Origin of the sequence: Ramlibacter sp. (assembly GCF_029866045.1) — a bacterium.
GTDB lineage: Bacteria > Pseudomonadota > Gammaproteobacteria > Burkholderiales > Burkholderiaceae_C > Ramlibacter.
On the sequence record NZ_JARXAB010000019.1, the window covers coordinates 1 to 14,330 of the forward strand.

The window sequence follows — 14,330 nt, forward strand, 5'->3', positions numbered from 1 at the left end:
GCACAGGTCGCGGGTGTTGCCGTAGCGGAGCACCTGTGTGCCGCCGGCGTTGGTGGCGAGGTTGCCGCCGAGGGTGCAACTGCCCTCGGCCGCCAGACTTAAGGGGAACAGCAAGCCGGCGTCCTGTGCCACCTGCTGCAGGTGTTGCAGCACGCAGCCGGCTTCTACCGTGACCGCCAGGTTGTCGGCGTCGAGCTCGCGCACCCGGTTCATTCGCTGCAGGCTCAAGACCACTTGGGTGCCTGAATCATCCGGAATGCCACCGACCACCAGGCCTGTGTTGCCACCCTGGGGCACGAGCGCAGTGCCCGCCGCTACGCAGGCGCGCACCACCGCCGCAACCTCGGCGGTGCTGCCCGGCCGGACCACGGCCAGGGCCTTACCCCGAGCGCGCTTGCGCCAGTCTTGTTCCCAGGCGCTGAGGTCGCCCTCATGCAGCACGTGGGCCGCTCCGACGATGCCAACCAGGCGTTGCAGCAGGTCGGTGCGCAGGGCGGCGTCGCTCATTCGGCAGGCTCAGGCAAGCGCCGCGCGGCTGCCAGGCGCAGGCGGACGTAAACCGCGCAGGCGGCAAAAAGAACCAGGCACAGGGCGATTTCCACCCCGGCCAGCCAGGACGCGGGTGCGGGGTCTCCCCAGGCACGCACCACGCCTTCGATGAAGTAAAGCCAGATCACTAAGCTGACCCAGCGGAAGGTGTAGAGCCGGTTTCGCAGCAGCCCTGCCAGCGGGATGCACAGAGGCAGCGCCTTGAGAACCAGCCAGCTGCCGCCCGGTCGGATTGGGGCCAGCCACAACTCCCAGGCGACTGAGAGGACGATCAGCCCCAGCAAGCTGCCAACGGCCAGCCGTTGGCTCCAAACCACGACGGGCGGGAGAGTGGGCCTGGGGGAGGCCGCGGCAGGCCGGTCGGCTGGGGTCGGGTCGGTGGGTGTATTCATGGGTCGGTGGCATCATAGCGGCCGATGAAAGTCCACACCCTGCTTGAGAGCCTGGTTCGCTTCCCCTGGCGAGACGCCTTGCGCTCCCTGCGCGATCGCTGGGTGCAAGACCGCTTGGGCGTCTCCGCTGGCAGTCTTACCTTCACCACCACCATCGCCCTGGTGCCCTTTTTCACTGTGGTGTTGGCCCTGTTCACCGCTTTCCCGGTTTTCGGCAAGTTCCAGGGCGCGGTCCAAGCTTGGCTGGTGCAAAGTTTGGTGCCCGACGCCATTTCCCGCCAGGTGCTAGGCTATTTGACGCAGTTTTCCATCAAGGCCAGCCGCCTGGGGGCCTTCGGCATCGTCTTTCTGTCGGTCACGGCCTTGTCCCTGGTGCTGACGATCGACCGCACGCTCAACGCCATCTGGCGGGTGCGCCAGGCACGGCCGCTGGGCCAGCGGGTGCTGGTCTACTGGGCGGTGATCACCCTGGGCCCTCTGGTGCTTGCAGGCTCCCTTAGCCTGAGCTCTTATGTGCTTTCCGCGTCACGGGGCCTGGTGCAGGCGCTGCCAGATCTTGTGTTGCTGGTGTTGGACCTGCTCGAGTTCCTGCTGCTCATGGGGTGCCTGGCAGCCTTGTACCGTTATGTGCCCAACACACCGGTGCAACGGGCCCATGCCTGGGCCGGTGCGTTGCTGGCCACCCTGGGCATTGAGGTGGCCCGCAGGTTGCTGGCGGTTTATCTCAGTGCAGTGCCCACTTACTCGATGGTGTATGGCGCATTTGCCACCGTTCCCATCTTGCTGGTCTGGATCTACATGGTGTGGGTGGTCATCTTGCTGGGGGCGGTACTGGCGGCCCACCTGCCTCGGCTGTTGGCCGGTCCGGTGCGCCAGCCCCATGGTCCGGGCTGGCGATTCCAACTCGCGCTCGAGGCCCTGCGCGCGCTTGCGCAGGCTCGCGCAGAGGGCCAGGGCGGCATGGCCCTCACCCGGCTGGCGCGGTCGATGCAGGTGGACCATCTGCGGCTCGAGCCGGTGATGGAGGCGCTGATGGAGATCGGTTGGGTGGCGCGTCTGGACGAAGACCAGCCGCATCAGCCGGCTCGGCTGGTGTTGCTGGTCGAGCCTGGCCAAGTGCCACTGGCGCCGCTGGCCGATCGGCTGCTGCTGCCTGCCGACGTCGTGGCCGGCCGCATCCGGCAGCGGATGGACGGTCTCACGCTGGGCGAGGCGCTGGCGCCGCCTGCCTGAAAAGGCTTTTGGGCTTGCGTTGGTACCGGTCGGTCAGCGCGCTGGCGCTACCGGCAGGAAATCACGCAGCGCCGCCATCATCCCGTCGGGGTTGTCACTCATGAGCGCATGGCCACTGTCGATCAGGGCGGTCTGGCCCCTGCCGGCGCGGGTCTGCAGCGTGGCGACGGCCTCGGGCGGCGTCATCACGTCCTGACGACCCAGAAGGAAGAGAGTGGGGCAAAGCACTTTTTCCATGGCCACCTCGCCGCCCAGGTATTGGTTGCAGGCCTGGAAGCCAATGTGCATCAGCGGCGTCTGCGGGTTGCTGGCCTGCACCTGCTGCATCAGGGTGCGGGTGAGGTCGACAGGCGACGGCGCCTGCGGCCGAGCCTGCTGTGCGGCCTGCACCGCCTCACGCGAGTGTGAGTAGCGCGCCACCCGATCGATGGCCTCCTGGGTCTGTTCGAGCGATGCGGCCAGCAGCGAAGGTGAGACCTTCATCGGATAGGCAGTGCCAATCAGGACCAGGTGCGATACCCGCTCAGGCGCGCGCGCGGCGGCCTCCAGTGCGGCCAGCGAGCCAAAGCTGTGGCCAGCCAGCACCGCCTGCTCTACGCCCGCAGCGTCCAGCAACCCCAGCAGGAAGTCAGCGGCCGCCTCCACGCTGGCTGGCGGCGTGCCCCCGCTGCCCAGGTGGCCGGGCAGGTCGGGCGCCAGCACGTTCCAGCCCTGCGCGGTCAGTGCCTTGGCCTGTGCCAGCCATACGAGGTGCGCGTTGAGCACGCCATGCATCAGCACGATGGTCGGGCGACCGCGCTCGAGAGCGTGGTTGCCGGTGTGACAAAAGGTGGTGTGGCCGAGGACGTCGAGCTTCATGGCGAGCGCGGGGAGATGGTTGTGCGCGGCATTGTGGGCTATATTCACTCGGACCCTCACCACCTCTCCCCGGAGGCTCCCCATGAAAGTCAGCGATATTCTTCGCGTCAAGGGCAACACCCTGTACACCGTCGGCCCCGACGAGCCACTGGCGCAGGCCGTCACGCTGATGGCCGAGAAGGACATCGGTTCCTTGGTGGTCATGGAGCACGGCGACCTGGTGGGCATGCTCACCTTCCGGGAGGTCATCCAGTCCATCGTGCGCAATGGAGGCAGTCTGGGCAGCACCCTGATCCGCTCGGCAATGGACGACCATCCCCTCACCTGCACCAACGAGACCGAGCTCGACGAGGTGCGCCGCATGATGCTCGATCGCCACGCCCGCTACCTGCCGGTGATGGACAGCCGAATGCTCATGGGCGTGATCAGCTTCTACGACGTCGCCAAGACGGTGGTGGACAGCCAGAACTTCGAAAATCGCATGCTCAAGGCCTACATCCGCGACTGGCCCAGCACCGAGGACAGCCAGCCGACCGCCCAGCTCTGAGGGCGCTCTCGCCCTCTGGGATAATCGCTGCATGAGCGGCAACACCTTCGGCACCCTGTTCGCGGTCACCAACTTCGGTGAATCCCACGGCCCGGCTATTGGCTGCGTGATTGACGGCTGCCCGCCTGGGATGGAACTGTCCGAGGCGGACATTCAGCCTGACCTGGATCGCCGCCGCCCCGGCACCAGCCGCCATGTCACCCAGCGTAAGGAGCCCGATCAGGTCGAGATTCTCTCGGGCGTGTACGAGGGCAAGACCACTGGCACCCCGATCTGCCTGTTGATTCGCAACACCGACCAGCGCAGCAAGGACTACGCGGACATCGCCCGCACTTTCCGCCCCGGCCACGCGGACTACACCTACGCACAGAAGTACGGCCTGCGCGACCCGCGCGGCGGCGGCCGGTCCTCGGCCCGCATGACCGCCCCCATGGTGGCAGCCGGCGCTGTGGCCAAGAAATGGCTTTTACAAAAACACGGCACCCGTTTTCTCGGCTGCATGCAGCAGGTTGGCGAGGTGGCGATCCCCTTCGAGCACTGGGACCATGTCCCGAACAACCCCTTCTTCGCGCCGGTGGCCGACGTGGCCCACCTCGAGGCCTATATGGACGCCCTGCGCAAGTCGGGCGACTCTTGCGGGGCGCGTATTCGCCTGGTGGCTCAGGGCATGCCGACCGGCCTGGGCGCGCCGCTCTTTGACAAGCTCGACGCCGACATCGCCTACGCGATGATGGGTATCAACGCGGTCAAGGGGGTCGAAATCGGTGCCGGCTTCGGCAGCGTGACCCAACGCGGAACGACCCATGGCGACTCGCTCACGCCGCAAGGTTTTGCGAGCAACAACGCCGGCGGGGTGCTGGGCGGCATCAGCACCGGACAAGACCTCGAGGTGTCGATCGCGATCAAGCCCACCAGTTCCATCATCAGCCCGCGCGACTCCATCGACATTGACGGCCAGCCGTTGGAGGTGGTGACCAAGGGCCGCCACGACCCCTGTGTCGGTATCCGCGCCACGCCCATCGCCGAGGCCATGCTCGCCCTGGTGGTGATGGACCATGCCCTGCGCCACCGGGCGCAAAACGCCGACGTGCGCCCGCCGCTGCCACCCATTCCTGGACATCGTCCTGCCCAGGTCGGATGACCCAGCCCACGCCCGAGTCGGCTCCCGCGCCGGGCATGGACTCTGCCGACAGGTCCCTGCGGACCCTGATTCCCTTCGCCGCCTTGTCGGGCGCGTACTTCGCGCACATCGGGTTCTTCAACCCTTACCTCACGCTCTGGCTCAAGGATCTGGGGTTGCCCCTGCTGGTGATCAGCTTGGTGGTGGCGGCGCAGCCCTTCACCCGCGTTTTTGCGCCCTATATCTGGGGCCTGATCAGTGACCGCACCGGACAGCGTGTGCAACTGCTTCGCTTCAGCGCGGTGACGGCCGCAGTCACCTCCATGGGGCTGTTTGTCGACGGTGGCGTCGCCTGGATGGCCGTGGTGCTGTTCGTGCTGTTCGTACTCACCAGCTCGATGATGGGTCTCACCGAAGCCGCCATGGCCCATGTGGTGGCAGGTGATTGGGGGCGCTACGGACGGGTCCGGCTCTGGGGCTCGGCAGGTTTTCTGGTCACCGTATTCGTCGCCGGCGCCTGGTTCGAGCGTTTTGGCATGCACCATTTCCCGGGGTGGGCAGTTGCCACCCTGGTGGGCGTCGCTGCTTGCACCTTCTGGCTGCCCAGGTTCCATGACCAGCCGGCCGCTGGTGCGCGCATTCATGCGCCGATTGCTCCGGTGCTGCGCCAGCCGGTGGTGGTCTGGTTCTTCGTGGCCCTCTTTTTCCATGTGATGGCGCACATGGCCATCTATGCCTACCTGTCTCTGTTCCTGGACGACCGGGGCTACAGCAAGACGGTGATCGGCGCGCTGTGGGCGCTGTCGGTGCTGGCCGAAATCGCCTGGTTCTTTTGGCAGGGCAAGTTCATCGGCAGCCGGCCCATGTCCTGGTGGTTGCTGGTGTGTGCCTGGGCCACCGTGATACGGATGGCACTCACCGGCGGCCTTGCCGACTGGTGGCCCGCGCTGGTCATCGGCCAGTTACTGCACGCGCTCACCTTTGCCGGGCACCACACCGCCTGCGTGGCCATGGTGACCCGCCATTTCTCAGGCAGCCTGCGCGCTCGTGGGCAGGCACTGTTCACCGCCGCCGGCTACGGGCTCGGTGGGGTGATCGGTGTGGTGGCGGGCGGCAGCTTGGTGGAGGTGATGGGCTATACCGGCCTTTTTGCCGCCGCCACTTTGCTGGCGCTGGCTGCGACCGCCAGTGCCTGGCGATTACGAGTGCTGGAACGGCGTAGCGCGCTTAGTTCGACTCGAGCTTTAGCGGCCGAATAACATTGCCCCAACGGGTGTGTTCGGACCGCACATACTCTTGGAACTGAGCCGGCGTGGCGGGTGCGTAGACGTCTAGGCTTTGCGCGTTGGCGCGGCGCTTGAAGTCTGCATCCTCGATCACCTTGTTGATCTCCTGGTTCAAGTACGCCACCACCGCGGGGGAGGTGCCGGTTGGCGCGAAGATGCCTGTCCAGCCGTCCACGCTCACGTCCAGCAAGCTGCTGATGCCCGTGTCACGCAGCGTCGGGATTTCGGGGGCGAGTTCAGAGCGCTTGCCGGCAGAAATCGCCAGCGCCTTCAGTTTGCCCGCCTTGACGTGGCTGTAAGAGGAGGTCATGCCGTCAAACATAAGCGGGATGGTCCCGCCAATGAGGTCCGTCATGGCTTGCGCGCTGCCCTTATACGGAACGTGAAGGATGTCGAGCTGGGTGGACTTCTTGAACACCTCCATCGTGAGCATGGAGAGCGTGCCAGCACCCACAGAGGCGTAGCTCAGTTTGCCCGGGTTGTTCTTGGCGTAGGCAATGAGCTCGGGAACGGTATTGACCGGGAAGCTGGTCGGAACCACCAGGATCATGCCCGTGTAGCCAACCCGGGCGACTGGAACAAAGTCCTTGAGCGCGTCATAGGGCAGGGTCTTGGCAATATGCGGACTGATCACGATCGGGGAGAGCGATGTGATCATGAGCGTATGGCCGTCTGGTGCCGCCTTGGCGACGAACTCGGCCCCCAGGGCGCCGGCTGCGCCCGCCTTGTTTTCAACAACCACCGGCTGCCCGATTCGCTGTGCCAGCTTGTCGGCGAGCACGCGCGCAGCCACGTCGCTGGCATTGCCAGGAGGGAAGGGGACGACTAGTCGCACCGGCTTGGTGGGGAAGGCCTGCGCGTTCGCGCTGGGCGCCGCCACAAGAGCGGCGAGGCCTGCGATTGCCGAGACGGCGGTGAGCCACTGCAGCGATTTACGACGGGAAATCATTTGATGTCTCCTGGGTGAAGGGGCGGGCTGCCCATATTTGTTATGACATTATGATAGGATGAAAAGATCATGTTGAAAAGCCTTCGCGTCCTTGCGGTCGAACAGTACGGGGCCGGCCCTTTCGGGACTCAGTTCCTGGTCGATATGGGGGCTGAGGTGATCAAGGTCGAGAACAGGAGTCAGGGAGGGGACGTCGGCCGTACGGTCGGTCCGGCCTGGCTTGAGGACGCCGACCCGAGCGCGCGCAGTGTCTTTTTTCAGGGCCTCAACCGGGGCAAAAAAAGCATCACCCTGGATCTAGAAAAGCCCTCGGGGCGTGAAGTCCTGGAGCGATTGCTCGCCAGCTGCGATGCCGTCATGAGCAATTTGCGCGGTGATGTCCCTGAAAAGCTGGGGCTCACCTATCGCCAGCTGGCTGCCCGGCATCCGCGCATCGTGTGCGCCCACCTCACGGGGTACGGGCGTGAGGGCGAGCGTGCGCACTGGCCGGGGTACGACTTTCTGATGCAGGCGGAGGCTGGTTACTTCTCGCTCACCGGAGAGCCCGGCAGCGCGCCAGCTCGCGCGGGCCTGTCTCTGGTCGATCTGATGACGGGTGCCGTACTGAGCATGGCCTTGCTGGCTGCCGTGATGTCCTCGCGGGAGACGGGCCTGGGCCGTGACGTTGATGTGAGCCTGTTTGACCTGGCGCTTTACAACCTCAATTACCAAGGTGGCTGGTTCCTGAACAACGGCATCACCACCACCCGGCTCCCGCGCTCCTCACACGCCTCGCTCACCCCTTGCCAGACCTACCGGACGGGCGACGGCTGGATTTATCTCATGTGCAACAAGGAGAAGTTCTGGCGCTCGCTGTGCGAACTCACCGACCGGCACGCCTGGATCCAGGATCCGCGCTTTCTGACCTTCAAGGAGCGCCTTGAGCACCGGGATCTGTTGACGGACCTGATCGACGAAGCCCTTCAGCCCCATAGCACCGCCGAGTGGATGCAACTTTTCCAGGGGCGAGTCCCGGCCTCTCCCATCCTCGATGTGGCCCAGGCCTTGCAAACGCCTTGGGTCACTCAGAACGGAAGGCTGGAGAGCACGCCGCTACCGGGTGGGAGCGAGTTCCGCTACGTCACCCCACCGATTCGCTACGAGGGCAGGCAAGCGGTGGCAAGCGCACCAGCGCTGGGTGCGCACACCGACGATGTTTTGAAGCAGGCCGGCCTCTCCGAGGCCGATATCCGCCGGCTGCGGGAGCAAGACGTCATCTAATGACCGCGATCGACGCTGCCCCCAAGTACCAGCAGGTCGCCCGGGACTTGATGCAGGCGATCGAAAGCGGGAGGCTGGCTGTGGGCGAGGCCGTGCCTACCGAGGCGCAACTGTGTGATCACTATGGTGTCAGCCGGATCACCGTCCGCGCTGCTATGAGCACCCTGAGTGAGAAAGGGCTGGTGCGTCGCCAGCCAGGCGTGGGGACCCGCGTCCTGCGTCGCCATTCGCCTGCCCGGTTTGTTCACACCAGTGAATCCGTCGAGTCGGTGCTGCAGTTCACCGAGTCCACACACTTCGAGGTGATCGAGCACTTCTGGGTGGATTTGTCCGCCGATCAGGATCCCGCCGGGACTCTCGTGGGCGCGAGCCGGCGGCTGTGCGTCCGCGGGCTCAGACTGGACCCGCAGGGTCAACCCATCTGCTTGTCCGACCTGCACTTTTTGCCAACACACCAATCCATCCTGGAGCACCTGCCCGGGTTTGCCGGTTCGGTCATTCTCAAGTTGGAAAAGGTGTTTGGTGTGACGCTGCACGCCATCGAGCAGCAGTTTGAGGTCGCCAAGCTCTCGGCCGCTCAAGCCAGGCTGCTCGAGGCCAAGCGAGGGGATGCCGCCATGCGGGTGCAGCGCTGGCATCAGGACGCGAAGGGCAACACGCTCATCTACTCGGTCAACCTGTACCCGAGCGACCGTTATGTTTACCGGCTACGCATGCAGCGGAGCACGCTTGAAGGAAGCCCAGGATGACACTTGACCGGATTTCTACCCTGCTTTTCGTGCCGGGCAACCAGCCAGCCCGATTCGAAAAGGCGCTCGCCAGTGGAGCCGACGGCATCATCTTGGATCTAGAAGATGCGGTGTCCGTGTTCGAAAAAGACGCGGCGCGCGATGCTGTCTTCACCTGGTTGCGTCAGGGAGCGACGCGGACACGTTCCCCCGGCACGCCCTTGCATTGTCTGCGCCTGAATGCGCGTCAAAGCCCCTTTTTCGAAGCCGACGAAGCAGCGCTGGGCCTGGCCCTGCGCGTCCACCAGGGGCCTGATCTCCTCGTGCTGCCGAAGGTCGAGTCGCCGGACGACATCACGGCCTGCGTGGACAAGTGGGCGACGTTCTCCGCGCCACTGCCCCCTCTGCTCGCGCTGATCGAGACCGCCGTGGGTTTGGAGCAGGTCGAGCGCATTGCCCGTCACCCGGCCGTTGCGGGGCTGGGGTTCGGCGCCGCCGACCTGTCCGCGGACATGGGGTGCGAGATGAGCTGGGAGGCCATGCTGTACGCCCGGGGTCGCGTGGCCCACGCGGCGGCATTGGGTCGCGTGGCACTGCTGGATGTGCCCCATCTCGACCTGAACGACGAGGAGGGCTTGCGCGCACAAGCCCTGCGTGCCAAGGCCATGGGGTTCACCGGCAAATTTGCGATTCATCCTAGGCAGGTAGGCCCAACACGCGAATGCTTCACGCCCAGCGATAGCCAGATTGCGTCGGCACGCCTCATTGTCGAGGCCGCTGCACGAGGGCAGGGGCAGGTCTGCGTGGTTGACGGACGCATGGTCGACGAGCCGGTGGTTCAGTCTGCCCGACGTATCCTGGCGCGCGCTGGCGTTTGAGAAATTGACTGGACGGAGACGACGATGAGTTTCTTTGCTTATTCACGGACCCCAGAGGGTCATCTCTTGGAGCGTTTCGGTCTGGATTTCGAAGACTTCGCTGTGGGCCAGCGCTTCGTCCATCGTCCGGGCGTGACTGTGAGCCAGCAGGACAACGCCATGGAATCGCTGGACACCGTCAACGCGGCGATGATTCACTACGATGCCCACTACTCGGCGCAAACGTCTTGGAAACTCCCGCTCGTGGTCAGCACGATCACGCTCCAAGCCTTGATGGGGCTGTCCTCCAAGACATTTGCCCGTCGCCAGCGCGTCACCCGTTTCGACTCGATTGCCATGACCTCGCCCGTGTTCGGAGGCGACACGCTCTACGCCGAATCGGAAGTTCTCTTGAAGCGGGAAGATGGCGAGAGCGAGACCGGCGAGGTCCAGGTGCTGGGCCAAGTCTTCAACGAAAAGGGCAAGGTCGTTGCCAAGGTCACCTATTGGGCACGTGTTTACAAGCGCGGCTGCGGCCCGGTGCAATCGCCCCCGCATGTGAGCGAACTTCAGGCCGTAGAGGACGAGCGCTTCCGCTCGCACCGCATCGACGACCAGGGCCGCCATGTGGAGCAGACAGGCTTGTTCTTTGAGCAGTTCCAGCCGGGCGAGACCTTTCTCCATTGGCCCCGCCGTACCCTCACCGCCCAGGAGGGTATGACCAAAGCCTGGCGCAGCATGAACTGGAGCCCTGACTACCACGACATGGCCTGGGCTGATTCTCAAGGGTGGCCTCAGGTGCGCCTGCCGCAAGCCTGGGTGCTGTCGGTCGCCACCGCCATGACCACGCGCACCTTTGGCCGGGTAGTGGCCAACCTGGGATGGACCGATGTCCAGATGCATCGGGACTTGGAGGCGGGCGACACGCTGCGCTCGCAGTCGACCGTGCTGGAGACGCGGCTATCAAGCTCTCGCCCCAACGAGGGCATCCTCACTGTGAGGACAGAGTCCTTCGACAGTGCCCAGCGCCTGGTCTTGGGCTATGTGCGAAACCTCTTGGTCTATAAGGCCAGCTCACCCTCACCGTACCTGCTGGCAGGCTACTGAGTCGCAGGCTTGGTCGGCCTTGCCTCGCGCAGCGCCCGTGCCAGATCAATCACCGCCATGGCGTAATAGCTCGACTGGTTGTAGCGGGTGATGGCGTAGAAGTTTTCGGTTCCCGCGACGTAGCTGTTGGGCGCTTCGCCGTTTTGCAGCTCTACCAGGGCCAATTGACCGGGGTGACTGATAGCCGGGCCTTCGATCAACGCGCCAAGGGCCTGGAAGCGGCTCGCGGAGAAGGTGGGCAGGATGTCCGGTGCGAGCAGGGTGTCCATGTCCACACGGGCAGTGTCGAATGCCACCGGGAAATGGGTGGGCAGCCCCGGCTGCCAGCCATGCACCTTGAAATAATTGGCCACCGAGCCGATCGCGTCGGCGGGGCTGTTGCGCAGGTCGACGCGGCCGTCGCCGTCGAAATCCACTCCCCAGCGAATCCAGCTTGAGGGCATGAATTGCGGCAGCCCCATGGCACCGGCAAAGCTGCCTAGCGGCAGTTGCGGGTCGCCGCCGCTGCGGTGGGCCAGGGCCAAGAATTGCTCGAGTTCACCGCGGAAGAAGGCCACTCGCTCGGCCAGGCGGGGGTGCTCAGGCGGATGGTCAAACGAGAGGGTGGCCAGCGCATCCAGCACCCGGAACTGACCCATATGCTGGCCGTAAAGCGTCTCGACGCCAATGATGCTCGCGATGATGTCCGCCGACACCCCGAACTCGCGCTCGGCGCGCTCGAACGCGGCCCGGTGCTGCTCCCAGAAACGCAGGCCGGCGCTGATGCGGCGCCCATCGATGAAGCGCGCCCGATAGGCTGCCCAGTTCTTGCGCGCGCCGGGCGCGGGCGGCTGGATCAGCCGCACCACGGTCGGCTGCAGGCGGGCCTGGCCCAACATCCGTTTGGTCCAGGCAGGGTCGATGGCCTGGCGCTGCGCCATCTCGCCGGCCCATTGCATCGCATCATCACGACCGGTGTAGGGGACACCGCTGGCGGCTGCGGCAGGGCCCGCAGGACGGTCTGACTTGGCGGTGGATTTTGCGGAGGGCTTCGCTGCGGCTTTGGGCTTGGCGCTTTGCCCGGCCTTCTGACCATTTTTCCGCGCAGGTTGCTGGGCATCCTGCGGGCCGGAGGCAGCATCGGCCTTGCGGGCTGGCTTGACCGGCGCGCTCGGCAGCGCTTGCGGTGCCGGGTTCTCGCCAGTTTGGCTGTGCGACGGCATCGGGGTGGCGCAGGCGATGGCGGCGTAAGCGAGGGCAGCGATTGGGCGCAGGCGAGTGAGAAGCGCGGCTAACGGGGCACGATGGCAATAGGGCGGCATTGCATGATTGTGGCGCAGGGCGCGTACGCGCGGCCCCCCAACCCACGCGAAGGGTGAGCGTGTTGGCGGAGCCCGGTCGTCGGCGCCAGCGCCCAAGGGTGCGGTTACGGTGCGGTTGCGGTGCGGTTGCGCCCGGGCGCCGTCGGTCATGGTGTTAAGCTGATTCGTGAGCCAGTCGCAGAACACGAGCCTCGCTTGGGCGCGTGATGGCCTGTACTCGGGCTGACCTGTGAAATCATCTCTCTGATCCGATCCCCAAGGCACTCGCCATGACCGATTTCGACGCACTGATCCAAGCCCTGTCCCGGCCGGAAATTCTGCGAGAGCTTGGCGTCTTGGCCCTGGCGCTGGGGCTGGCCTACGGCCTGTGTCGCCTTGCCGGCCGGCGCGCCGAGCCGGACTCGGTCTGGTTCGGTCGTGGCATCGTCGACGGCCTGTTGTTTCCGGTGCTCAGTCTGGCGCTTGTCTTTGGCGGTGCGCTGGCGATGGGTCAGGGCCGGGCGACCTTGCTGCTCAAAGTAGCGATTCCCATCCTGCTGTCGCTCGCCGGCATTCGGTTGCTCGCGCGGGTTCTGACCTTGGTGTTCCCCGCCTCCGGCAGCGCCCGTCTCGTCGAGCGCTTGTTTTCCTGGTTGGTGTGGCTCCTCGCGGTCGCCTGGATCACCGGCCTGTGGCCGGCAATCGCCCAGGAGTTCGATGCCATTCACTTGAGCTTCGGCAAATCCAAAGTCAGCCTCCTGAACCTGGGCGAGGGGCTGCTCTCGGCTGGCGTGGTGCTGGTGCTCGCCCTGTGGGTATCGGCAGTCCTCGAGCGCCGCGTACTGCGGCAGGCGGTCGACGACCTGTCGCTGCGCAAGGTGGCGGCCAATACGATTCGCGCGGCTCTGCTCGTGCTGGGCCTGTTGCTGGCACTGTCGGCGGTTGGCGTTGACCTCACCGCGTTATCGGTCCTCGGGGGCGCGCTCGGTGTTGGCCTGGGGTTCGGCCTGCAAAAGCTCGCCGCCAACTACGTGAGCGGCTTTGTCATCCTCTTTGAGCGCAGCTTGCGCATTGGCGACACGGTCAGGGTCGACGGCTTTGAGGGCGAGGTGGTGGACATCAAAACCCGCTACACCCTGATTCGCGCACCCAACGGACGCGAGTCCATCGTGCCCAACGAGAAAGTCATCACCGAACGGATCGAGAACCTGTCGCTGGCGGACTCGTTGGTGTTGCAGTTGTCGGACGTGACCGTGGGCTACGACAGCGACGTGGCCCAGGTGCAGCGCATCTTGGTCGACGCGGCTCTGTCCGTCCCACGAGTGCTTCGCGAACCTGCGCCTGCGGCGCGGCTAGAGCGCCTCGGTGCCGACGGGCTGGAGTTTCACCTGTCCTACTGGATCGAGGACCCGTCCCGCGGGCAGCCAGCGGTGCGCTCCGATGTTCACATTGCGATGCTGACCGGCCTGCGCGCTGCGGGCATTGAGATTCCCTATCCTCAACGTGTTGTGCGCATCCACACCGCAGAGGGCCAAAACCGACCGCCGAGCCCTCTATAATCAAAAAAAGAACGATCGTTCTTTTTGCGTGATTTGCGCGTCGGACTCCAGTGGCAAATGTCCTTGTGCGGACGGTCTGAGCCCATGGGCGGCCTACAATTCAGCGCTTTACGTAGACGTCAATTAGAAGCAGCCTCCCCAGGCATCAGGAGCTCCCCGAAATGAAGGCATTGGTCGCAGTCAAGCGGGTGGTGGACTACAACGTGAAGGTCCGGGTCAAGTCGGACAACACGGGCGTGGACATCGCCAACGTCAAAATGAGCATGAACCCCTTTGACGAGATCGCCGTCGAAGAGGCGGTTCGTTTGAAGGAAAAGGGCGTGGTCACCGAGGTGATCGCTGTCTCTTGCGGCCCCCAGGCCTGCCAGGAGACCCTGCGCACCGCCATGGCCATTGGCGCGGATCGCGGCATTCTGGTGCTCACCGATCAAGAGCTGCAGCCCCTGGCGGTGGCCAAGCTTCTGAAGGCCCTGGTGGACAAGGAGCAACCGCAACTGGTGATCCTGGGTAAACAGGCCATCGACGACGACTGCAACCAGACCGGTCAGATGCTCGCTGCCTTGGCCGACATGCCCCAGGCGACCTTTGCCTCCAAGGTGGAGATC

Annotated in this window: 14 protein-coding genes and 1 pseudogene; 10 read left to right on the plus strand and 5 right to left on the minus strand. The window is 65.0% G+C overall.

Annotation, left to right across the window (positions count from 1 at the left end; all coding sequences use genetic code 11):
• Both QE494_RS01395 and QE494_RS01400 read right to left on the minus strand, forming a co-directional pair.
• Nucleotides 1-507, minus strand: a 507-nt coding sequence (locus QE494_RS01395; protein WP_300040740.1) for an FAD-binding oxidoreductase, incomplete at its 3' end; no start/stop codon positions are given.
• Nucleotides 504-941, minus strand: coding sequence for a DUF2069 domain-containing protein (locus QE494_RS01400; RefSeq protein WP_300040742.1), 438 nt, complete (start codon nucleotides 939-941; stop codon nucleotides 504-506). The genes QE494_RS01400 and QE494_RS01395, both read right to left, overlap by 4 nt.
• A gap of 24 nt (nucleotides 942-965) precedes the next feature.
• Here QE494_RS01400 and QE494_RS01405 point away from each other — a divergent pair, with 24 nt between their 5' ends.
• Nucleotides 966-2,174 (plus strand): YihY family inner membrane protein, encoded by a 1,209-nt coding sequence (locus QE494_RS01405; protein ID WP_300040744.1) that lies wholly within the window; start codon nucleotides 966-968, stop codon nucleotides 2,172-2,174.
• Nucleotides 2,175-2,207: 33 nt separating this feature from the next.
• Here QE494_RS01405 and QE494_RS01410 read toward each other — a convergent pair whose 3' ends face one another.
• Nucleotides 2,208-3,032: an alpha/beta fold hydrolase gene (locus QE494_RS01410; protein ID WP_300040746.1), complete on the minus strand. Its 825-nt coding sequence runs from the start codon at nucleotides 3,030-3,032 to the stop codon at nucleotides 2,208-2,210.
• A gap of 82 nt (nucleotides 3,033-3,114) precedes the next feature.
• Here QE494_RS01410 and QE494_RS01415 point away from each other — a divergent pair, with 82 nt between their 5' ends.
• The 3 genes from QE494_RS01415 to QE494_RS01425 are packed head-to-tail and all read left to right on the plus strand — an operon-like array spanning nucleotide 3,115 to nucleotide 5,958.
• Entirely contained in the window at nucleotides 3,115-3,579 is a 465-nt protein-coding gene (locus tag QE494_RS01415; protein ID WP_300040748.1) for a CBS domain-containing protein, read from the plus strand.
• Nucleotides 3,580-3,610: 31 nt separating this feature from the next.
• Nucleotides 3,611-4,720, plus strand: a complete 1,110-nt coding sequence (aroC, locus tag QE494_RS01420; RefSeq protein ID WP_300040750.1) for a chorismate synthase — start codon at nucleotides 3,611-3,613, stop codon at nucleotides 4,718-4,720.
• Nucleotides 4,717-5,958, plus strand: a complete 1,242-nt coding sequence (locus tag QE494_RS01425) for an MFS transporter (protein ID WP_336619418.1) — start codon at nucleotides 4,717-4,719, stop codon at nucleotides 5,956-5,958. The genes aroC and QE494_RS01425 overlap by 4 nt, the downstream gene beginning before the upstream one ends.
• Here the strand turns inward: QE494_RS01425 and QE494_RS01430 are convergent.
• A complete protein-coding gene (locus QE494_RS01430; protein ID WP_300040752.1) occupies nucleotides 5,927-6,934 on the minus strand; it encodes a tripartite tricarboxylate transporter substrate binding protein in 1,008 nt (335 codons plus the stop codon). The genes QE494_RS01425 and QE494_RS01430 overlap by 32 nt on opposite strands.
• A 69-nt stretch (nucleotides 6,935-7,003) precedes the next feature.
• On the opposite strand from QE494_RS01430, the gene QE494_RS01435 reads away from it, so the two are divergent.
• Genes QE494_RS01435 through QE494_RS01450 form a run of 4 tightly spaced genes read left to right on the plus strand, consistent with a single transcriptional unit; the run spans nucleotide 7,004 to nucleotide 10,886 of the window.
• The gene (locus tag QE494_RS01435; protein WP_300040754.1) at nucleotides 7,004-8,194 is read left to right on the plus strand and encodes a CaiB/BaiF CoA-transferase family protein; all 1,191 of its coding nucleotides are present in this window, start codon (nucleotides 7,004-7,006) and stop codon (nucleotides 8,192-8,194) included.
• Nucleotides 8,194-8,943: a GntR family transcriptional regulator gene (locus tag QE494_RS01440; RefSeq protein WP_300040756.1), complete on the plus strand. Its 750-nt coding sequence runs from the start codon at nucleotides 8,194-8,196 to the stop codon at nucleotides 8,941-8,943. Before QE494_RS01435 ends, QE494_RS01440 begins: the two co-directional genes overlap by 1 nt.
• Entirely contained in the window at nucleotides 8,940-9,800 is an 861-nt protein-coding gene (locus QE494_RS01445) for a CoA ester lyase (RefSeq protein WP_300040758.1), read from the plus strand. Before QE494_RS01440 ends, QE494_RS01445 begins: the two co-directional genes overlap by 4 nt.
• A 24-nt stretch (nucleotides 9,801-9,824) precedes the next feature.
• Complete coding sequence (locus QE494_RS01450; protein ID WP_300040760.1) at nucleotides 9,825-10,886, plus strand: MaoC family dehydratase; 1,062 nt, start codon at nucleotides 9,825-9,827, stop codon at nucleotides 10,884-10,886.
• On the opposite strand, the gene mltB is transcribed toward QE494_RS01450, so the two are convergent.
• Nucleotides 10,880-12,187, minus strand: a complete 1,308-nt coding sequence (gene mltB, locus QE494_RS01455) for a lytic murein transglycosylase B (RefSeq protein WP_300040762.1) — start codon at nucleotides 12,185-12,187, stop codon at nucleotides 10,880-10,882. The two genes, QE494_RS01450 and mltB, sit on opposite strands and share 7 nt — an antisense overlap.
• Nucleotides 12,188-12,456: 269 nt before the next feature.
• On the opposite strand from mltB, the gene QE494_RS01460 reads away from it, so the two are divergent.
• Both QE494_RS01460 and QE494_RS01465 read left to right on the plus strand, forming a co-directional pair.
• Entirely contained in the window at nucleotides 12,457-13,725 is a 1,269-nt protein-coding gene (locus tag QE494_RS01460; protein WP_300040764.1) for a mechanosensitive ion channel family protein, read from the plus strand.
• Between the two features lie 161 nt (nucleotides 13,726-13,886).
• Nucleotides 13,887-14,330 (plus strand): annotated as a pseudogene (locus tag QE494_RS01465) (electron transfer flavoprotein subunit beta/FixA family protein); the annotation flags it as partial.